This window comes from Herbaspirillum sp. GW821-FHT09A12 (genome assembly GCF_059418325.1).
The window spans coordinates 323,840-343,990 of record NZ_JBWKPR010000003.1 but is presented as its reverse complement, the minus strand read 5'-3'; the positions used below and the strand labels follow the sequence as shown (position 1 = coordinate 343,990).

Here is a 20,151-nt window from a genome sequence, read left to right as displayed (position 1 = left end):
ATCGTTGCACCGAACGATGCAAGCGATGCTTTCCCGGAGTAATCACATCATGTATCCCCTGAACAATATCCAATCACACGCACCTGATCCTTTACAACGATATACCTATCAATATCCGGACATCCCATTTTCCTCGATCGACTTCACGTACACCCGTACGGATCGCCAGCTGTCGGCGTTGCAAAACGCATTGAACTTGGTATGGAACGACAGGTCTGCCTGGAGCAATGATGCGCACCCTGTGGGACTCGTTCTTCAAGACATGGGCCTGCTGGCGATCCATTCATCTGGCCGGCTGATCCCCGGATGGGTCGAGTCCGTTTCGCTGGACGATAACGAGTTGTTCTATAAATTGCCCAATGACTTGCCGAACCAGTTGCGACACCTTTCGGTGCGTAACAACCCCGCCTTGAAACGTTTGCCCCAGAGTCTGCCACGAGGCCTGACGATGGAAGTTTCTGGCAGCGGCCTGACACCAGAATATCTGCGTGCATGGATGAACATTCATCCGAATGCGGCGGTGAGCTTTACCGCTCAAGGCATCGCCATCGAGCCCGATCCCGTCGTCAGGGCACGCGAGCCGCGGCGCGAGCGCCACAATTGGGAAGCGCGCAGCGATCGACATACCGAGCCTTCTGACTATCAACCGCGCGTATTCTCGCGCGAGGACTATGAGCGTGACCGTTATGGAGCGCAATACGTCTATGCCCGCGCCGCGACGCGCCGCCAGGCTCCGGCAGAAGAGTACCCCATCGACGAGGTGGAAGACGATTCGGATGATTCCTCATCCGAAAGCGAGCAGTCCAGGTATGCGTCTGAAGCCGGCTCTTCGCTGCCTGCGGACATGGGCGCGGAAGAGATCGGTTTGGGCGATTATGTACTCGACAGCGAGAGCGACTCGGCAGCAGTGGAAAGAAGCGAGCAACTCAGCGAATTCGGTACATTCGCCAGGGATGAATTCGAGCTGGCCCTGGCAGCTTCGCTGGACGAGGCGCAACCAGGCAGTAGTGGCGCAGCACATGAAAGCGCCTCTCGACCAGACCACTTGTATCTGGACGACATGCCTGTGCCGTACGTGACCGAAGTTGGGCCCGAGGCCTATGCGGCGGCAATGATCGATTGTGATGGCTACCTTAGTCACAAGATGGCGTTCTGGCTCAACGAGGATACGCATGAAATGGAGCAATCCAGCGCGATCGCTCATCAGTGCATCCTCCACCTCTACGCGTTGGAAGAGGAAGACGACAATGGCGTCAAACGCCGTGCGCCCTATGAAATTGTCAAAGATCATTACGTCCGGTTGAACGAATTCGCCACAACCCTCGATCGGATCAAGAGTACCGCCACGTTCAGGAATGGGGGGCGTGAAAACCAGGCGCGCCAGCGTCAGCGGGTGGCCGACATGTTGCAGCTCATGGAAAGCGACAAGGAGTTGTGCGGGACAGTGTTGGTGGCCATGAAGGTTGCTGCAAGCAGCTGTCCCGATGCGCTGGCCACCGAAGGCCTGGAGATGATGGAGGCAATGTGCACGACTGCCCGTTCCATCCGGGAAAACTGGACTGCCGAAAAGTTTTATCAGAAGATGGAACAGCAGATCAAGCGTGAAAAAGTGCGAGCGCTGGTCGGTGACATTATCAAGCGTATGAAAAAGGATTATCGCCGTGCGTTGTTGGCCGCGATCGACAAGAACCACCGGGCATTCCATTCAATTTTTTGGCCCAATCCCGGCGTCAGGTTGTCCAAGCTGGTGGGGGAGAAGTTTCATCAGGTCAGACGTAATGGCACCATCGAGATACGCTATCCAGATCCTGGAGAGGAAACCGTTTATGCCAAGAGCGATAGAAAGAAGTATGCCAAGTTGCAGGCCGACAAGAAGGTTGATGACATCGAGGTCTTGAGCCTGTGCCAGAACAAGATGCAATCGCGCGGCTTGCTGAGCGACGTCCAGGCAGGTCTTTATACCTACATGCACGACAATAATTTTTACTCTGATACGCTCAACGTAACGTCGGCGGAACTGAGCAGCATGGCGGAGAGGTTAAGCTTGAGCCGGGCCAATGTGTTGAAGAAGATGACCTCCTGGGATCACTGGGCCGATTTTATGGATCGTAACGGCCATACCGACGAGGTGCGTAACGATCCCGAACTGAAGCGTCTTGAGGCCGATCTCGACGCCAAGATGGAGAAGTTGCGAGACGAACTTGAGAAGTTCACCGAAAAATATGCGATGGACCATCCCGAGGCTGGGCAAGACTTTGCCTTGCTTAACAATCTCATCACCGCGGTAGGCACTCCGGTGGTCATGCCGCACGAGCTCCTGCGTCGTGGCGGGGCAGACGCCAAGGCGATCACCTTCGCCGACAAGGAAAAGCACGTCAGTAAGGGGGTGACCCGGCTGGGCCAACTGGAAGCAGAAGCCAGCGCCATGGCAGTCGCCGCACCGGAACCCGGTACGCGGCGGCGTTCGACCGCGCCTGCCGGCGGTCATCGAGAGCGCGAGCGCAGTCACCATGCCGATTCGAATCGGCATCGCTCCGGTCATGGCCACCGAGCGCAAGATCGGGGGGCGAGCCGGCGCAGCACGACCGACGATGCAGCCAACGTCAGCAGTCGGCGTCGTCATGGTAACGACAGCAGAACCAGCGTCGCTGCCATTGCTCCCGCTTCCACTTCCGCTCCTTCTCCTGCTCTCGCTCCTGCTCTCGCTCCCGCGCTGGAACTTTCCTTTGAAGAAAGTCGGCTGGCGCTGTTCAAGTCCGTCGTCAAGACACTCAAGGATCAAGGCGAATCTCCGTATGAAGCGGCCTTGCTGAGAAAAACAGAAGAACTGGTGACAGCGGCAACAGCGGCAACAGCGGCAACAGCGGCAACAGCGGCAACAGCGGCAACAGCGGCAACAGCGGCAACAGCGGCGCCGGCGCGCAGATCCCACCGCCGGCGTTGAAAATGGAATGGCCGGCAAATGCCGGCCATTCCATGAGGGGGATATAGGGCGGATTCAATGCAGCAAGCGCTTGTTGGGCCCGTTCAGGCTGGAAAAATGCCAAGCGCCGGTGTCCGGCGAAAACACCGCGCACTCGTCGCCGCTGCCGGTGTCATGCCACATAGCGTGATAGCGCCGCACACTGGCCATGGCTGCGCAGTCCAGCGCCGCGCGCGCGCTTTGCGCCAGTTGCAGGTCGGACCAGCATGCGGCTACCCGCATCTGGTCGCTGTAGTGGTCGCCGCCGACCCGTTCCCACCACCGCTCGACGAAGTCCAGCACCTCGCGCTCGATGTGCAGCTGCGATATGCCATGCAGCGAATGCGCCATGCGGACCGGCACCGGCAACAGCGGCGTGATCAGCATCTGCTGCTCGTCGAGCAGCAGGTCGTTGGTATCGGATGCGAAAAATCCCAGCGCCAGCATCAACCTGCGTTGCTGTTCCGGTTGGCCGGACATGATGCGTTCGAGGTCGATGTGCTCCAGCGGGGCGCGTTGCCAGCCCGGTAGTCCCAGGCCCAGCAACTGCTGGCGGTAGATCTCGGCGTCCAAGGCAGAGGCAAAGGCCAGCACCCCGGCCTCGCCGCCGTTGCGAATATAAAATGTGTTATGGCTTTCTTCGCCGGGCAGGCAGCCGTCGGCGGCCTTCACCAGTCCCCACAGGCGTGGCGCGATGGTTTGGTCGGCAAAAGTCGGATCGAACATGATGCGCTCCTGGCTCATTGTTGTTGTCAAGCAGGCCGCGCGGGGCGGCCTGCCAACATGAGTAGCGCAATGTTGCCGCCCGGTTCCGTCGACACCGCGGGGCTTGCGACAGCCAGCCATGCATGCGTCGCCATCGCCGGCGCCGGCGTTTTCCGTCGGTCGCCGCTTGTGCCGATGCGGTTGGGACGGGCTACATCAGCGCCAGGGCTTGCGCGGTCTCATCCACTGCGCGTCCCAGCTTGTCGATCAGTTCGTCCAGATGGGGGTGGCGTGCGATGAGCGCCGGCGCGAGCGCCAGACGATCGCCCACGGCGCTCACCAGGAGGCCATGCTGCCGCGCGCGCAAGCTGCAAGAGTGCCCGGCCAGTCCCGCTTGGTCGAAGCTGGCCCGGCGCCAGGGAGCCGGCGACAACTGCAGCGCGGCCACCATGCCGCTGCCCTGGATCTGGCCTACCATGGGGTGGCCGTCGAAGCGCTCGCGCAGGCAATACTGGAAATACAGGCCGGTATCGTGTTCGACGGCCTCCATCAGGCCGTCGTCGTCCAGCACGCGCAGGGTGGCCAGTGCGACTGCCGCGGCCAGTGGATGAGCCTGCTCGGCAACGCCGTGTGCGAACGGGCCGTCCAGGCCGGCGAGCGTGTCGGCCATGCGCTCTGACACTGCCAACGCCCCCATGGTCACGTAACCCGAGGTCAGGCCCCGGTCCAGCAGCATGGCGTCGGGACGGATGCCGAAGTGGTCGCTGCCGAACCACTGGCCGCAGCGGCCGAAACCGCTGACAGCTTCATCCACGCACAGCAGGATGTCGTACCGTTCGCAGATGCGCTGGATTTCCGGCCAGTAGCTGTAGGGAGGATAAATGACGCCGCCGTTGCCTTGAAACGGTTCGGCCAGGAACGCCCCCACACGTTGCGGGCCGAGCTCCAGCAGTTTGAGTTCCAGTTCGCGGGCCGCAGCCAGGCCGAATTCATATTCGGTCAAAAAGCCATCGTAGCCGAACCAGTACGGCGGCGCGATGTGGCGCATCCGGTCCGGTGACAGGCCGTCGAAGGCATGACCGGCGCCATGGCGGCTGCGGCCACGGCGGTGGCTGATGATGATGCGCTTGTCCGGCTTGTCGGCCAGTTTCCAGAAATGCCGCACCGAACGGCAGAGCAGGTCGTTGGCCTCGGCGCCGGAGTTTGTGTAGAGCACACGCTGCATGCCTGGCGGCAGCAGCTTGAGCAGCTTGGCGCTGAGCTCGGACAAGGGCGCATGGGGGGCCTGGAGAAATTGGCTGCTATAGACCGGCGCGTCGAGCTGGCTGGCCGCGGCGTGCACCAGGGCGGGATGGTCATGACCGAGCGTGGCGCAGTATTGGCCGCAGGCGCCGTCCAGGAATCTGTTGGCGTCTGCGTCCCACACATGCATGCCCTCGGCCCTGCTGAACAGGCGAAGTTGTTCTGGCCGCACATGGTGCGCAAGATGGATGGCTTGATGGTCTTGTTGGGCCAGGGCGGGGCCGACGAAATGGTTCATTGCAGTAAGCGCATGGCGCTGGTCGTTGCGGTGGAAGGGCGCGGCATGGGCCGCCTCGATTGATGGGTGTAGCGGCTGGTCCAAGGGTTCCAGCGACGTGTCGCGCCAGGCATGCCCGGGCAGAGATAAAGTGAAAGCGATTGTTGCCGGCCCCGGCGGTTGAGCTGTGGGCAGCGGCGTGGAACCGCGCGCGCCGGAAGCCCGACTCATCTATCCACTCATCAGATGGAGAAACAAGATGGACATCAATCCTGTCAACATGCTCAATACGGTATTGAGCAATCCAATCGGCGCCGTTACCGATCCGCTGGGCACGCTGACCGGCGGCGGCAATGGCAACAACGGCGGCGGTTCCAAGAACGGCGATATCGTCTGATCATGGCGTTGGGGCGCAATTCACGCGCCGCAACGCCGCCTTGGCCGGACCAGCTGCGCCCGGCCGCATGATTAAAAAAAGAAAATTGGGGAAGTATGTCGATACACCGTTACCACGCCTTGATCGATCGCTTGTGCGAGCAGCTGTCGATCGAGGTCAAGCCTGCCATGTACCAGGCCGCGCAGATCGAAGTCGATGGGGTCGGCTTCACGCTGTTCCATGTCGGATTGATGTTGCCCGACAGCGTGCACATGCATTGCGATTTCGGCGCGTTGCCAGGCGCCGCGCGCGAAGCGGTGCTGCTGCGTCTGCTGGAGACGCAGACGTATCTGTTCGGCGTATGCGCGCCGGTATTCACCTATGATCGCATGCGCGACAGCGTCGCCTTGATGTGCCGGTTTCCTCTGCACGAGGAAACGGATGCGGCATCGACGCTGGAATTGCTGCGCTTCTTCTCCGGCCTGGCGAAGCGCTGGCGCCAGGATCGATTCACATTCGTGTAGCAAAGCCGTCAGCCGCCGCGCATGCGATCACGCGCGGTGGCCATCCTGTCCATCATTGCCATCGTCACCGTCACCGTATCGGCAACAACGAAAAAGGGCTGCGTCCTGTGCGATACAGGACGCAGCCCTTGAGACCTGATGCGGCGTGTTGACCATCCCGTTTCACGGGGCCGCTTCAACCACCCGTGATGTCACTTTCCTGGCCCAGGTTGCCGGCCGAATTTTTACCCTTCTCCTGTTGCAGTTCATCGACCGACACGCCGGTCAGGGCCGACAGCTTGTTCATTTCCGCGTCGGAGATGGTGCCATTCTTGAGCTTCTTGATCAGGTCATCGAGCTCATTGGAACCGCCGCCGCCGCCGCCACCGCCGGCGCCATTGGCGCCATCGGACTGCTCGGCTTCCGGATGGCGTTTTTGCAGTTCATCCTTGATGGCCTGTTGCTGCCACTGCGGCAGGTTGCCTTGCAGCAGGCCCTGCAGCAGTTCCTGGTCGGATTTTTTCGACAGGCCGTCCTTGAAGCCGTTGACTTCATTCGCCGATGGAGTCTCGTTGCCACCGGTCACGTCGCCGGTGCCGCCACTGAAAGTGATATTCATGCTCATGCTGTTTCCTTACAAAAATAGGAGGGGCTTGTGTACTGCCACCATGGGTGAACCCGTTTCGTCCTTTGGTTCCAGCGTTGAAAAATGAATCATGCGCCAACCGGATTTCTTGTTCGCACCCCGATGAAGCAGCTCTTCCAAGACAGGTGAAGGCCTCCAGAGCGGCGGCGTCATGCCTGGCCAGGATCGGTTGTGGGATGTTCCGATTCACCGGGCCGGGCGCCGCGAAGAAACATGCACGGCGCGATGGAACCTGCGCCCCTTGCCGTTCCACTTAGTTGGGACCGCGGGGGCACAATGCGCTGCGGTAATCTTTAACTTTCATGGAGGTTATTATGGCTGGAGGTTTTATCAGTGGTGCATCGACCGCAAGCACTGCTACTCAAGTAGCTGAGCAAAACGTCGTCAATACGAATGCTGAAATTGCAGCTGCGGATGACCTGTCTCACACGATCGACAAGAAGAAGCGCGACAACGTCAAGAGCTACATCTGAGCGGTTGGCAGATAAGTTCTTTTGAGTAAGGTGGGACTCTCGCGGGTCCCACCTGCATTTCAATCCCGAGTGAGGAAACGACCATGTCTACTTTCCAGAACCAGATGGCTGGCGGCTATCAATCGCAAGGCAATCCCAGCATGCGCCAGGGCGCGGCTGACCCCATGGTGGGCAATGCCCAGGTCGGCGCCGAGCAGGCCATGGAGTTCCAGTTGTGGGTGTCGCAGCAAGCCACTTCGCTGGCCAAGATGAAGGTCTTCGCCACCATGGCCAAGAACGTCAACGACCAGCAATGATCGCAACGTCGATCCTGCGCCGCTATCAGGAGCCCGCATGCAAGATTCGATCAACACCGCCGGCAGTTCGGCTGCGGCAGCGCGTACCAGCAGTGCGCGCGCCATTCGTACGCAACAAGCCGTCAATGACGATGTGACCAACGTCGACAACGTCAACATATTCCTCAAATACGCGAAGAAGGCGGAAGAGACCGCGCAAGCGGCGATTTGAGGCTTCACTGCATCGCCCGGGCGCCGCGCAGCTGGCGCGCCAACCGCCACAGCCGGCCGGCACGGGCATCTTCCTTGGTGGCGCCGCGGGCACGGCTGGTTCCATGCCCGCGGCGCCGCCTTGCGTGGGTTCCATCGATTGACGTCATGCCATCCCGCCCGCGCTGTCTGGCGGCTGATGGAACTCGCGCCGGGCCGCTTGCGACCCAGTACAGCGTCCGATGAAAACCTCTTGTCATTTTTCTTTTGGGAGTCCGCCATGGCAGTAGAACTTGCGACCGAATCGACCAACGCCACGGCAAAGACCATTGCCCAGCAAAATAGCGTGAACGCCTCGGCCGAGGAAGTCGATGCCTTCGACGTCATGTTCAAGATGATGAAAAAGGGGCGCGACGCCGGCCAGCAACTGGTCTAGGCATCGCAAAGAGGGGGCAAGCGATCCGGGCGCGCCGATGGCGGCGACCCGAGACCGGCGGCGCGGCTTGGGCGCCGTCGGGGCGATCAACCAAGGGGCCAAGCGATGCAGGCGGCTTGGCGCCTGGTCCATGCAGCAGCGTCGCACCATCTCCATTCCCGCATATTGCCGCGGCCGGCCGCGCCGCCGCCTCAGGCCGCTTGTCCCAACGGGGCGGCGCGAGCATGTCTTCGGAAAAAACCGCTTCCCTGTTGGCGGACTGGAACTAACAACTTCGTCGAGTCACTCAACAACGAGTCCGCTATCCCTTGAGTTTTCGTGCGTCATCGTCCGGCAACGGCGAGGTCAGCAGGTTATCACGCAGTGGCGCGGCCGTCGGAGTAGTCTGTTGCCCCTTTTTCCGGAGAACGTATGTCCAATACATTTACTGTCACATCCAACAACAACTATCAGAACGGTTCGCCGGATGGTGAACTGACCCTTACCTTGCACCTGCGCGGTGTCAGCGAGTCCGACTACAACGATATCCACAACGGCAATTCGTCGAACAAGAATGCGAACTACGTAGAGTTCGATCTGCCGCCGGCAGCCAAGCGGTTCCTCGATGCCATCCTGGGCACCGGCGGTAACGGCTCCAGGATGTCCGAGGCCGACGCCGCCAACACCATCAGCCAATTCCAGCAAGACAACAAGACCGGACGCCTGAAGCCGTCGCAGCTGCAGGAAATGGCCAACGGCTATTTCACCGGCAAGGATGGCAAGACCACCCGCGTGCCGGACAACGTGCAGCAAGCCGCGCAGATGATGATGGCCAATGGCGGCGAGCTGTTCAAGAAGACCGAATCGGCCACCGATGGCAATTTCGATGGCGAACTGGGAGAAGGCGATGCCGCCAATGCGATCAAGAAGGGGCGCATCTCTGATAGGCCTAGCGGCGGCGGCCAGGATTTCAGCGGCCTGTTGCTCAATTTCCTGCTGTCCTCCCTGATGAATGGTTCGCTGTCCAAGCACCAGCCTGACGACTACGACGCGGCCAAGACCATCAACCAATTTCAAAAAGACAACGACATCGGCCTGCTGTCGATCAAGCAGATGCAAGAGCTGGCCAACGGCTATCACACCGACAAGAACGGCAATACCGAAATGGTTTCCGAAGATGTGCAACAGGCCGCGCAGGCATTCCTGGACAATGATGCCGAATTGTTCAAGCGCCTGGAATCGTCGACCGACGGCAAATTCGACGGCCAACTGGGCCAGGGTGACTTCGACCAGGGACTCGCCAAGGGCCGCCTGTCTCCATCCAGCCAGTCCAGCGGGAATTCCTTCAATAACGGCTCGATCACCATTGATATCGGCGGCGGCAATAACGTGAACTTCGGTAACGGCCAAAACAGCGGCAAGCCGATGAGCGACCGGGATGCGGCCTACACCTTCAAGGACTTCCAGCAGAACAACGGCCTGGACCTGACCTCGCCGGAAGAAATGAAGAAGATTGCCGACACCGGCTACTTCACCGGCAAGGACGGCAAGGAGCACAAGGCCGATCCGGAAGTGCAGAAGGCCGCGCAGACCTACATGGCCAATGGCGGTGAACTGTACCAGCGCGTCGAATCGGCGACCACCGGCAAGAACGACGGCAAGCTGGGCGTGAATGATCCGGGCAATGCCGACAAGAAGGGACGTTTGGACGGCACCAGCAATGGCAACGGCTATAACAATGGCTATAACAACGGTAACAGTAACGGCTACACCCCCGGCAATATCAACGGCGGTGATGGCGTGAACTTCGGTAACGGCCAGAACAGCGGCAAGCCGATGAGCGACCGGGATGCGGCCTACACCTTCAAGGACTTCCAGCAAAACAACGGTCTCGACCTGACCTCGCCGGAAGAGATGAAGAAGATTGCCGAGACCGGCTACTTCACGGGCAAGGACGGCAAGGAACACAAGGCCGATCCGGAAGTCCAGAAGGCCGCGCAGACCTATATGGCCAATGGCGGTGAACTGTACCAGCGCGTCGAATCGGCGACCACCGGCAAGAACGACGGCAAGCTGGGGGTGAACGATCCTGGCAATGCCGACAAGAAGGGACGCCTGGACGGCACCAGCAATGGCAACGGCTATAACAATGGCTATAACAACGGCAACGGCTACACCCCCGGCAATATCAACGGCGGTGACGGCGTGAACTTCGGCAATGGCCAGAACAGCGGCAAGCCGATGAGCGACCGGGATGCGGCCTACACCTTCAAGGACTTCCAGCAAAACAATGGACTGGACCTGACCTCGCCGGAAGAGATGAAGAAGATTGCCGAGACCGGCTACTTCACGGGCAAGGACGGCAAGGAACACAAGGCGGATCCGGAAGTGCAGAAGGCCGCGCAGACCTATATGGCCAATGGCGGTGAACTGTACCAGCGCGTCGAATCGGCGACCACCGGCAAGAACGACGGCAAGCTGGGCGTGAACGATCCGGGCAATGCCGACAAGAAGGGACGTTTGGACGGCACCAGCAATGGCAACGGCTATAACAACGGTAACAGCAACGGCTACACCCCCGGCTACACCCCCGGCAATATCAACGGCGGTGACGGCGTGAACTTCGGCAATGGCCAGAACAGCGGCAAGCCGATGAGCGACCGGGATGCGGCCTACACCTTCAAGGACTTCCAGCAAAACAACGGTCTCGACCTGACTTCGCCGGAAGAGATGAAGAAGATTGCCGAGACCGGTTACTTCACCGGCAAGGACGGCAAGGAACACAAGGCCGATCCGGAAGTGCAAAAGGCCGCGCAGACCTATATGGCCAATGGCGGTGAACTGTACCAGCGCGTCGAATCGGCGACCACCGGCAAGAACGACGGCAAGCTGGGCGTGAACGATCCGGGCAATGCCGACAAGAAGGGGCGTTTGGACGGCACCAGCAATGGCAACGGCTATAACAACGGTAACAGTAACGGTTACACCCCCGGCAACGTCAACGGCGGTAATGGCCAGAACAACGGCAAGCCGATGAACGACAAGGATGCGGTCTTCACCATGAAGGACTTCCTGCACAACGAGGGTTTTAGCCTGATTTCGGCGGGAGGCATGCAAAAGCTCGCCGACACCGGCTACTTCACCGGCAAGGACGGCAAGGAACACAAGGTCGATCCGGAAGTGCAGAAGGCCGCGCAGACCTACATGGCCAACGGCGGCGAGCTGTTCAAGCGTATCGAGTCCGCCAACACCGGCGAGTACGACGGCTTGTTGGGTCAAGTCGATCCGGAAAAGGCAGTCGAGAAGGGCAGGCTGTAAGCGTTGGCAGGCAGTTGAGCAAGCAGGCGCGATCCGCGGCAGCGATGCCCGGATCGCGCCGTAGCAAGGAATAGATGATGAACATGAGAATCAACCCAGGCTTCGATGCCTCCAGGACCCATGACCTGGCGGAGCTGATGCGGGACCACAGCGCGCTGCTGGACAACTATGCCGTCAGGCAGCCGGTACCGCCTGCGGCGCAGCCCGGCTATCTCGATGCCAAGGCGTCCCCATCGACAGGACTGCCGCCAGGCCGGCGGCCGAGCTGGGCCCTGTCGCTGCGCAGTATCGGCCGGGCCAGGCCAGCGGCGCCTTCCAAGGCCGCCCTGACACGCGTGAACCATGCCGGCGAGCAGGATCTGCCGGCCACCGTGTTTCTCAACGGCGTGAGCGGTTACGTGCCTCCGATTCCCCGCGACGACCCGCAAGAAGCGCCATTGAAGACCGAAAAGACGCGCCAGGCCACGGTGACCGGCATGGAGCGCGATGAGCGGAAGAAGGCCGCCAAGCAGCAGAATGACACGCCGGCGCCAGGTTCGCGCATGCCCAACCAGGCCCGTTATCAATTGTTGCAACGCTCGCGCGTCATCTTGAATCTGGGCTTGCCGGAGCGGTATCTGGGCATGCGCGCGCAGATCGCTTGAGCGCGAAAAACTGTTTCTTCGCATTACGTCATTTTCCAAAAGAAAGGTAAGACGCCATGAAAAACGCTTCCAACCTGGATGATGAAGTCTCGTTCGAGAACGCATCCCCGTCACGCAGGACATTGCGCCTGGGCGCGCAGCAGACATTGATGAACGCCGAGCTGGACGAGGACTTCCCCTGGCATCGCATCCGTCGCATGTCACGCAAGTGAGCCGCGGATTGAAGGGGGCGGCCGGCAGTCGGCTTCCCTCTCCCGGTCGGCCTGGGTGACGCAAAGGCCGGCGCCGCCGGCAACGGATGCCGCAGCAATCACGCTAGAGGAGAGCGCAGTGGAGTGGAATGACAGTTACGAGAAGGGGCTCGACTATGTGCCGACCTTCGCGATGGAGCAAGGCCCGAGCCACCTGAACTTTGCGTGCGTTTCCTATGGCATCGAGCCGGTGCCGGTCGACGAGCCGTTCACCTACATGGAACTGGGATGCGGATTGGGCCTGATGGCCAACGTGTTCGCGGCGGCCAACCCCAAGGGGAAATTCTTTGCGGTCGACTTCATGCCATCGCATGTGAAGGCGGCCCAGGAAATGGCCGAAGGCGCGCAGCTGGACAACCTGACCGTGCTCGAGGCCAGTTTCAAGGAAATGGCCGAAGGCAAGATCGCGCTGCCCCAGTTCGATTACGTGACGATGTATGGCATCTACAGCTGGGTCGATGGCGTCAACCGCGGCTATATCGTGGAATTCCTGCGCCGCTACCTCAAGCCGGGCGGCGTGGTGTATGTCAACTACAACGCCATGCCCGGCTGGACCGCATCGCTCTCGCTGCGCCGGCTGCTGCGCGAGGCGGCCCGCAACCAGCCGCTCTGCACCAGGGACAAGCTGGCCAAGGGACGCGAGTTGGTGCAGGGACTGGTGGACGTCAAGGCCCGCTTCTTCACGCAGATCCAGTCCAGGCAACTGGACTACCGCTTGCAGAACCTGCGCAACGCCGCCGACGACAATTACCACGCCCACGAGTATCTGCACGATGGCGCCGATCCCATGTACTCGATCGACGTGATGCGCGAGATGGCCGGGGCCAAGCTCGACTTTGCCGGCTCGGCGCTGTTGAGCAGCCAGTATCACGAGATCTACATGAGCCGCGCGCAGCAGGATTTCCTGGCCTCCATTGCGGATCCGGGCCTGCGCGAACTGGCCTGCGACCATATCTGCAACACCCCGTTCCGGCAGGACATCTTCGTGCGCGGGCGCCGCCGCATGGCCCCGGCGCGCCGTCGCCAGTGGCTCGAGCGCTGCGGCCTGGCGCTCACCATTCCGGTCTCGCAGGCGACGCCGCTGCTGGAGTTCCCGGCGGGAAGATTCGAAGTCGATCCCGCGCTCTATCATCCCATCATGCAGGCGCTGCTCAATCGGCCGCATTCGCTGCTGGAGCTGGCCGCGCTGCCCGAGTTGCGTCAGCGCGCGGCCGGTTTCGACGAGGTGGTGCGCCTGGCCTCGCTGTTGCACGAGTCGGAGCAGTGCGCCATCTTCTTTCTCGGCGCCGCCGGCGTCGACCGCCGCCCGGCCGAGCGCCTGAACCGCCTGCTGGCGGCTTCGGCGCGCGAATCGGATGCGTTCCAGGTGCTGGCCTCGCCCCTGCTGGGGGGCGGCTTGCGCTCGGGACTGTGCCAGCGCATCGCCTACGACCAGATCGTCCACAACAGCGTGGCGCATGGCGGCTGGGTAGCGCCGATGGCGCAGGCCATGCGCCGCGAGAAGCCGGCGCTGGCGCAGGAACAAGACCTTGGCATGGCCATGGCCGACATCGCCCAGGGCATCATGGAGCAACGCTGGCCGATCTGGAAAAGCCTGAACATGGCGCCGCAACCTTTAACCGACATGGGGTAACACCATGCTTAGCAGCTTGAATTTGCTCGTAACTTGGGAATCCGGCCTGAAAGGGCCGTTTTCATTGGTAGAATCGTTGGCCACATCGCGCGCTTCGGCGCGCAAGCGCGCACATTGCGAACAACCAGACAGGATCGCGATCTTGCAAGACGAACAAGACGACATTTCCGGACAGGGAGTCAAGCAGCTGCTGCTGGACCTGATGCACTATTCGGGGCAGAAGGCCGCCGCGCGCCCGGCGCTGGAACTGCAGATCGGCGACATCCTCACCCGTACTTCGGTGGAGCCGGCCGGCATCGACCTCTACCTGTCGGTGACCGGCCTGCTGCCGCCGTGCGATGCGCCCATGGCCGCCGCGATGGCGCCGCCGGCGGCATTGAGCGAGGAAGGCAATGACAATTGCGATTTCCTGTGGCACGCCGATGAAGGCCGCTATGTGCTGGTCCGCAAGATCGCCTTGCGAACCTTGACCGACGAACGCGGCGTGATGGATGAAATACTCAATACGGCCGATCTCGCCACACGCTGTTTCGACGAGATCCGGCCCAAGTCGCCGCCGCGCCGCTAAGCCGGCACGGCGGCTGCGCCATCAGCGGCGCGACGAATTCGGGGTAGTGCTGGAAGAACGCCTGGAAGACACGGGGCTGTTGCCGTATTCGTTGCGCACGGCCGCGCGCACGCGCGAGACGCGGGAGCGGACGGTGCCGATGGGGATGCTCAATTGTTGCGCGGCTTCTTCGTAGGTGGCGTCGCCGTCGAGCACGGCTTCGAAGGTGTTGCGGATCTGCGGCGACAGCTCGCTCAGCAAGTCGTCCACCTTCTGCGCGATCTGCCGCAATTCATAGGCCATGGCCGGATCGGCGCCGGCGTCCACCAACTGCTCCATGAAATTCTCGTCGACCATTTCGTAGCGGTCGGCGGTGTTGCGGCGCACCTGGTTGCGGGCCAGGTTCAAGGCGATGCCGAACAGCCAGGTCGACGGCTTGGACAAGCCCGAAAAACGGTGCGCGCATTTCATCGCTTCGATGAAGGTGTTCTGCACCACGTCCTCGGCGTCTTCGTGGTTGCCCACATAACGCTGCACGAAGCGCAGCAGATGGGTGCGATGCTGGGTATAGAGCGCCACCACGTCGATCTGCACGGCCGCCGGCGCCGGCTCGGCCCGGACTTGCCCGGCGGCGCCGGCGTGTTGATCCTGCTCCTGGGGGGCTTGCGGTTCCCCGGCCTGCAAGTCGTCATCTTGCAGATCGCCCTCTTCGGCGGACAGGTCGACGGCGAAGACGAGGTGGGATTCGAGCGCTATCGCTTGGGCTTCAAATACTGCTTGCATGGCATTCTCCTTGGGTGAAACACCGGTGTAGGTTGAGTGCGCAAGAGCATCTGGTTGCTTGCGCTCATCTGGTATGGACGCAAGATAGCAGCGGGTCCGGCAAGCGTGATCATTCTTTGAACATTCGTGAGACTTTGATAAATGTTGAGGAATTATCTTGCGTCGCGTGGAACCGCCTGACCGCTGTTTTTCTTATCCGCCCATGGATGGAACCTGCCGCCCGGCGCATGCCACCCACGGCCATGAATGCCTCCATCAAAGGATCTTCCAATAACCTGCCGCTGGAACAGCCGCCGGTCGTTCCGCTGCCGCCGCGCGCCAATTCCAATCTGAGACAACATCAGCCGCTGAAGAACCAGGCGCAGATGTTCAACGATGTGGAAAACACGCTGCAGGAGACGCTTGAATCATTCAAGGCGCGCAGCGGCACGCGGGTGCTGCATCATCTGAAGCAGGCGCTGCAGGATCGCCCGCGCGTGGTGGTGCCGCGCCAGCCGCAGTCGCAATCGCAAAAGCCGGGGGCCAACGCCAAGCGCGGCGGCGCCGCGTCGCGCGGCAACGAGGCGCAGCGCGAAAGGAGCGAGCGCAGTGAGCCGGTCCAGGCGCTGGATAAGGCGGTGCTCAATGAAGTGTTCGGCGTCAACGGCGACCTGGTGGCCGAAAACCTGTCGATCCTGTTCGCCGGCCTGGGCCAGTCGCGCCACAAGGATCGCGAAACCCGCGAACGCCTGCAGGAAAAGCTGCTGCAAGAGCAGGAACTGGTGCTGCATGCGGTCAACCTGCTGCTGCAGACGCGCGAGCGCGTCAAGGATTCGCCCAGCGAAGATCGCGCCAAGGACATGAAGGTGGTCAATGCGACCGGCCAGATCATGGGCGAGATCTTCGGCACCCGCTTCTCGCGCATCCGCGCGGAGCTGGCGCAGGACCCCGACATGCCGCCGGCGCAGATCATCGATGCCGAGAAGGGGCCGGTGGACTTGCGCGAGATGCGCTACGTCATCGGCGCCAACCGCAATATTTCGGTGGATGTGTTCCTGTCGACGCTGACCATCGCCCGTTCAGTGGCGAGGAATTTTCCCGGATTCGTCAACGATGCGCTCAACGTGCTGAGTAGCCACATGGTCGGCTCGATCCTGATGCGCAAGGAAATGCGCGAGCATCCGGAGCGCAGCATGGGCTTGTACGCGCAGTCGATGGACGATGGCAAGGGCTTCAAGCTGGTGCGCTCGGCCTTCAAGATCGCCGATGACCTGGTCAAAAAACTCATACGAATCCAATGAAAGTCAAAGCCGATAGTGTCGAAGCCATGCTGGTCCTGGTGACTGCCGCCGAAACCGGATGGGGCAAGGGCAAGGTCGCGCAGCTCATGGCGCAGCTGGTGGATATGTCCGATACCGACAAGGATCTGCGGGCGCGCGCCTACCGCGAGGTGCGCAACGCGATCGCGCAGTTGCCGCTGGCGCTGTGGCCGCAAGACAAGCTGTCGGCGCGGCGCGAACTGCTCGATGAGCTGAGCCGGCAGATCACGCTGCTGCAGGACCGGATGTCCAATCATCCGACCCTGGCCGAGCTGCGTGAGCAGGAGTGGCGCGCCACGCTGGCCGGCGCGGTGCGTCGAGCCAACGCGCCGGACCCCTGAACGCGCCCGACGCGGCCGCAACAAGCACGATCCGAATCAACTATGACGCAGGGGGAACAGCCTCATGAACGACTTGATAGTCAGGCTTATCGGCCGGGCGCGATTGCAGAATACCGTTGCATTGTGCGACTTGGACAGCGGTTTGCATGTCTTCGCCTATCCGCTGGAGTACTGCATGCTGGTGGGCCTGGGAGTGGGCGCGGATGCGCCGATGCACGCCGGCGATCTGCTGCGGCGCCGTGCCGCCGACCCGCGCCGCTTCGGCGGTTGGCTGCCGGCGCTGTTCAATGACGGCAGCCTGTACGTGGTGCGCCGCCTGAGTTCGGAGGAGGAAGAAGGCGGGGAGCTGCTCGATGCCCAGATCGCATTGGGCCGGGAGCTGCTCAATTGATCCATTCCGCCTCCAGCGCCGGCAGCGTCCGGCCGCTACCCTCGGAGCCGGGCGAGCTGGGAGAAATCCATAGCGTCGGCCAGGTCGCGCAGCTTCCCAAGTCACTGCCGCAACTCACACCGGGCGAGGAAGCCGCCTCGCTGCCGCCGGCGGCACTGCCGGTCGATCCGCTGCAGGCGGTGGTCAAGGAATTCCTCGGCGCCGCCGCCACCTTCGACAATCCGGTCTGGCGCGGCGACCCGATACCGGTCATGCGCAGCCTGCAGCGCATGCTGGTGGAGCATTCCCTGGCACTGGAGGAAGGCGCGGCGCGCATGCCCATGATGAGCGCCTTGAAGCTGGTGGAAAGCGCAGTACAGATGCGTTTGCGGCTGCAGCAGATGAAGCGCAGCCATGCCGACGTCGACACCCCTCAACCGGAGCAGGACGATGCGCAAGAAAAGGCAGCATGAAGGAGCGCAGCCTGAGCTGCTGGCGGCGACCGGGCTGGTCTGGGGGCATTTGAACGCCTATCAGTATGAACAGGCCTACCAGCTGGCGCTTGGCTGCCTGCAGCTATGGCCGGCGGATGAAAAATTGCAATTGATGCGCGACCTGGCCGCCGCCGAGGTGCTGGAACCGGTCGATAGCGCTCGCCTGCGCGCCATGCGCACGCCCGTCAATGCCGCCTGGATCGACCTGGTGCTGCGGCGGCTGGACTATCACACCACGGCCGCGCCGGCGCCGCCGGTAACGCCATCCACGAGGGAATACCAATGAAAGCCATCGGCATCGTCACGCTGCTCAACAAGGTCGCCATGCGCGTGGGCCAGCGCGCCGAACTGCTGGCCGCGGCATTGGTGATCGGTATCGTCTTCATGCTGGTGCTGCCGATGCCGATCTGGCTGCTGGACATGCTCATCGCCTTCAGCCTGTGCGCGTCCGGCCTGATCGTCATCGTCGCCATGTACATGCCCGGCCCAACCGCCTTTTCGACTTTTCCAGCGGTGCTGCTGCTGACCACCCTGTTCCGCCTGGCGATCTCGGTGTCGACCACGCGCCTGATCCTGCTCGACGCCGACGCCGGGCACATCGTGGAGACCTTCGGCAACTTCGTGGTGGGCGGCAACCTGGTGGTGGGGCTGGTGATCTTCCTGATCCTGACGGTGGTGCAGTTCATCGTCATCACCAAGGGTTCGGAACGGGTTTCTGAAGTATCGGCGCGCTTCTCGCTGGATGCCATGCCCGGCAAGCAGATGTCCATCGACAGCGACTTGCGCGCGGGCATCCTGACCGCCGAGGAAGCCAAGGCCAAGCGTGCGCACCTGGGCATGGAAAGCCAGCTGCACGGCGCCATGGACGGCGCCATGAAGTTCGTCAAGGGCGACGCCATCGCCGGCCTTTGCATCGTGGCCATCAACCTGATCGGCGGCATCTCGATCGGCATCGTGCAGCGCGGCATGGAGGCCGGCCAGGCGATGCAGGTCTATTCCATCCTGTCCATCGGCGACGCGTTGATCGCGCAGATTCCGGCGCTGCTGATCTCGCTGGGCGCCGGCATCATCACCACCCGTGTCGGCGACGGCGGCGACGACGGCGACACCAACATCGGCCGCGATATCGCCGGCGAACTGTTCGGCGAACCCAAGGCGCTGCTCACGGCGGCCGGCATCATGCTGTTGTTCGGCCTGATTCCGGGCATGCCCACCCTGATCTTCGTGAGCCTGGCGGTAGGCCTGGCCGTGGGCGGCGTGGCGGGCCTGCTCAAGCCCCTGGCCGACGCCGAGATGGCGCGCCAGTCGGAAGAACAGGAGCGCCAGAACGCCGGCATCGTCGACCTCACCAACTTCGCCGCCACCACGCCGTTCATCCTGCGCCTACCCACGGCCATGCAGGACACCCCGGAAGCCGACCAGATCCGCACGGCGGTGCGCCAGATGCGCAATGCCATCCTGGAAAAGCGCGGCATTCCCGACTTGAAGCCGATCGAGTTCGAATTCGAAGATTCGGTGCCGGAAGGACGGGTGCTGTTCATGATGTCCGAGGTGCCGCTGGTCGACGCCGACATCATGCTGGGCTGGAGCGCCACGCGCGAGCCGCTGGAACGCGTGCAGGAGCTGGGTTTCCAGGCTTTCGAGCGCAACATCCCGGGGTCGCGCCGGCGTCGCGTCTGGATCAAGGTGGACGATCCTGTCCAGCTGCTCGACGTCGGCGTGCTGGCCGAACCCTGGGAAAGGGTATTCGCCGCCGACGTCGAAGTCGAGATGCTGCGCAACTGCCAGATGTTCGTCGGCGTCAACGAGGTGATCCGCTTCACGCGCTGGGCCGAGCGCCGCTATCCGGAACTGGGCAAGGAGGTGGTCAAGACCGTGACCTTGCCGCGCCTGACCGAAGTGGTGCAGCGCCTCACGCGCGAAGGCGTGTCGCTGCGCAACGCGCGGCTGCTGCTGGAAACCACGCTCGATTGGGCGCCCAAGGAGCGCGATCCGGACGTCATCGCCGACTACGTGCGGCTGGCCTTCAAGCGCCAGCTTTGCTTTGAAGCCTCGCGCGACGGGCTCATCGAAGTGATCCTGCTGTCGCCCGAACTGGAAGACCAGCTGCGCAACGCCATGCGCCAGACCAGCCAGGGCAGCTACCTGGACATCGATTCCGAACTCGAGCAGATGATCCTGGACCGCCTGAACGAGCTGTCGACCAACGTCAGCACGCCCATCGTGCCGCCGGTGCTGGTGACCGCGGCCGACATCCGCCGTTCGGTGCGCAAGCTGATCGAGGAAGAATTCTTCCCGGTGCCGGTATTCGCCTTTTCCGAGCTGACCCAGCATGCCAAGGTCAAGCCGGTGGGCATGATCGAAGTCTGAGAATTGCCCGGCTTCAAG

23 protein-coding genes are annotated in these 20,151 nt (G+C 62.0%); 19 read left to right on the top strand and 4 right to left on the bottom strand.

The window, feature by feature from the left end; translation table 11 throughout:
- Positions 1-49: 49 nt before the first annotated feature.
- Entirely contained in the window at positions 50-2,944 is a 2,895-nt protein-coding gene (locus AC07N6_RS11700) for an NEL-type E3 ubiquitin ligase domain-containing protein (RefSeq protein WP_494783288.1), read from the top strand.
- 54 nt (positions 2,945-2,998) lie between these two features.
- Here AC07N6_RS11700 and AC07N6_RS11695 read toward each other — a convergent pair whose 3' ends face one another.
- The gene (locus AC07N6_RS11695) at positions 2,999-3,688 is read right to left on the bottom strand and encodes a hypothetical protein (protein ID WP_494783289.1); all 690 of its coding nucleotides are present in this window, start codon (positions 3,686-3,688) and stop codon (positions 2,999-3,001) included.
- Between the two features lie 190 nt (positions 3,689-3,878).
- Positions 3,879-5,099 (bottom strand): aminotransferase class III-fold pyridoxal phosphate-dependent enzyme, encoded by a 1,221-nt coding sequence (locus tag AC07N6_RS11690; RefSeq protein WP_494783290.1) that lies wholly within the window; start codon positions 5,097-5,099, stop codon positions 3,879-3,881.
- Between AC07N6_RS11690 and AC07N6_RS11685 the strand changes: the two genes are divergently transcribed.
- The 3 genes from AC07N6_RS11685 to AC07N6_RS11675 all read left to right on the top strand — a co-directional run bounded on the left by AC07N6_RS11685 (position 5,094) and on the right by AC07N6_RS11675 (position 6,086).
- On the top strand, positions 5,094-5,270 hold the full coding sequence (locus tag AC07N6_RS11685; protein WP_494783291.1) for a hypothetical protein: 177 nt from the start codon (positions 5,094-5,096) through the stop codon (positions 5,268-5,270). The two genes, AC07N6_RS11690 and AC07N6_RS11685, sit on opposite strands and share 6 nt — an antisense overlap.
- Positions 5,271-5,445: 175 nt before the next feature.
- A complete protein-coding gene (locus AC07N6_RS11680) occupies positions 5,446-5,583 on the top strand; it encodes a hypothetical protein (protein WP_494783292.1) in 138 nt (45 codons plus the stop codon).
- Between the two features lie 95 nt (positions 5,584-5,678).
- Positions 5,679-6,086, top strand: coding sequence for a CesT family type III secretion system chaperone (locus tag AC07N6_RS11675; protein WP_494783293.1), 408 nt, complete (start codon positions 5,679-5,681; stop codon positions 6,084-6,086).
- 175 nt (positions 6,087-6,261) lie between these two features.
- Here AC07N6_RS11675 and AC07N6_RS11670 read toward each other — a convergent pair whose 3' ends face one another.
- Positions 6,262-6,690 (bottom strand): hypothetical protein, encoded by a 429-nt coding sequence (locus tag AC07N6_RS11670; protein WP_494783294.1) that lies wholly within the window; start codon positions 6,688-6,690, stop codon positions 6,262-6,264.
- 335 nt (positions 6,691-7,025) lie between these two features.
- Here AC07N6_RS11670 and AC07N6_RS11665 point away from each other — a divergent pair, with 335 nt between their 5' ends.
- The 9 genes from AC07N6_RS11665 (at position 7,026) to AC07N6_RS11625 (ending at position 14,498) form a co-directional block, all read left to right on the top strand.
- Entirely contained in the window at positions 7,026-7,184 is a 159-nt protein-coding gene (locus AC07N6_RS11665) for a hypothetical protein (RefSeq protein ID WP_225201430.1), read from the top strand.
- Between the two features lie 83 nt (positions 7,185-7,267).
- The gene (locus tag AC07N6_RS11660) at positions 7,268-7,480 is read left to right on the top strand and encodes a hypothetical protein (RefSeq protein WP_494783295.1); all 213 of its coding nucleotides are present in this window, start codon (positions 7,268-7,270) and stop codon (positions 7,478-7,480) included.
- 37 nt (positions 7,481-7,517) lie between these two features.
- Positions 7,518-7,691, top strand: a complete 174-nt coding sequence (locus AC07N6_RS11655; protein WP_494783296.1) for a hypothetical protein — start codon at positions 7,518-7,520, stop codon at positions 7,689-7,691.
- A gap of 258 nt (positions 7,692-7,949) precedes the next feature.
- Positions 7,950-8,105, top strand: a complete 156-nt coding sequence (locus AC07N6_RS11650) for a hypothetical protein (protein WP_494783297.1) — start codon at positions 7,950-7,952, stop codon at positions 8,103-8,105.
- Positions 8,106-8,516: 411 nt separating this feature from the next.
- Entirely contained in the window at positions 8,517-11,402 is a 2,886-nt protein-coding gene (locus AC07N6_RS11645) for a hypothetical protein (RefSeq protein ID WP_494786258.1), read from the top strand.
- 83 nt (positions 11,403-11,485) lie between these two features.
- Positions 11,486-12,046: a hypothetical protein gene (locus AC07N6_RS11640; protein ID WP_494783298.1), complete on the top strand. Its 561-nt coding sequence runs from the start codon at positions 11,486-11,488 to the stop codon at positions 12,044-12,046.
- Between the two features lie 56 nt (positions 12,047-12,102).
- A complete protein-coding gene (locus tag AC07N6_RS11635) occupies positions 12,103-12,258 on the top strand; it encodes a hypothetical protein (protein WP_494783299.1) in 156 nt (51 codons plus the stop codon).
- 118 nt (positions 12,259-12,376) lie between these two features.
- Positions 12,377-13,930: a class I SAM-dependent methyltransferase gene (locus AC07N6_RS11630; RefSeq protein ID WP_494783300.1), complete on the top strand. Its 1,554-nt coding sequence runs from the start codon at positions 12,377-12,379 to the stop codon at positions 13,928-13,930.
- Between the two features lie 142 nt (positions 13,931-14,072).
- Positions 14,073-14,498 carry a hypothetical protein gene (locus AC07N6_RS11625; RefSeq protein WP_494783301.1) on the top strand — a complete coding sequence of 142 codons (426 nt, stop codon included), beginning with the start codon at positions 14,073-14,075 and terminating at the stop codon, positions 14,496-14,498.
- A gap of 21 nt (positions 14,499-14,519) precedes the next feature.
- On the opposite strand, the gene AC07N6_RS11620 is transcribed toward AC07N6_RS11625, so the two are convergent.
- Positions 14,520-15,260, bottom strand: coding sequence for an RNA polymerase sigma factor (locus tag AC07N6_RS11620; protein WP_494783302.1), 741 nt, complete (start codon positions 15,258-15,260; stop codon positions 14,520-14,522).
- 227 nt (positions 15,261-15,487) lie between these two features.
- Here AC07N6_RS11620 and AC07N6_RS11615 point away from each other — a divergent pair, with 227 nt between their 5' ends.
- The 6 genes from AC07N6_RS11615 to sctV all read left to right on the top strand — a co-directional run bounded on the left by AC07N6_RS11615 (position 15,488) and on the right by sctV (position 20,133).
- Positions 15,488-16,540, top strand: coding sequence for a hypothetical protein (locus AC07N6_RS11615; protein WP_494783303.1), 1,053 nt, complete (start codon positions 15,488-15,490; stop codon positions 16,538-16,540).
- Entirely contained in the window at positions 16,537-16,899 is a 363-nt protein-coding gene (locus AC07N6_RS11610) for a hypothetical protein (protein ID WP_494783304.1), read from the top strand. The genes AC07N6_RS11615 and AC07N6_RS11610 overlap by 4 nt, the downstream gene beginning before the upstream one ends.
- A 64-nt stretch (positions 16,900-16,963) precedes the next feature.
- Complete coding sequence (locus tag AC07N6_RS11605; RefSeq protein ID WP_494783305.1) at positions 16,964-17,290, top strand: hypothetical protein; 327 nt, start codon at positions 16,964-16,966, stop codon at positions 17,288-17,290.
- Positions 17,287-17,742 (top strand): hypothetical protein, encoded by a 456-nt coding sequence (locus AC07N6_RS11600; RefSeq protein WP_494783306.1) that lies wholly within the window; start codon positions 17,287-17,289, stop codon positions 17,740-17,742. Before AC07N6_RS11605 ends, AC07N6_RS11600 begins: the two co-directional genes overlap by 4 nt.
- Positions 17,720-18,049 carry a hypothetical protein gene (locus tag AC07N6_RS11595; protein ID WP_494783307.1) on the top strand — a complete coding sequence of 110 codons (330 nt, stop codon included), beginning with the start codon at positions 17,720-17,722 and terminating at the stop codon, positions 18,047-18,049. The genes AC07N6_RS11600 and AC07N6_RS11595 overlap by 23 nt, the downstream gene beginning before the upstream one ends.
- Positions 18,046-20,133: a type III secretion system export apparatus subunit SctV gene (gene sctV, locus AC07N6_RS11590; protein ID WP_494783308.1), complete on the top strand. Its 2,088-nt coding sequence runs from the start codon at positions 18,046-18,048 to the stop codon at positions 20,131-20,133. The genes AC07N6_RS11595 and sctV overlap by 4 nt, the downstream gene beginning before the upstream one ends.
- The last annotated feature ends 18 nt before the right edge of the window (positions 20,134-20,151 follow it).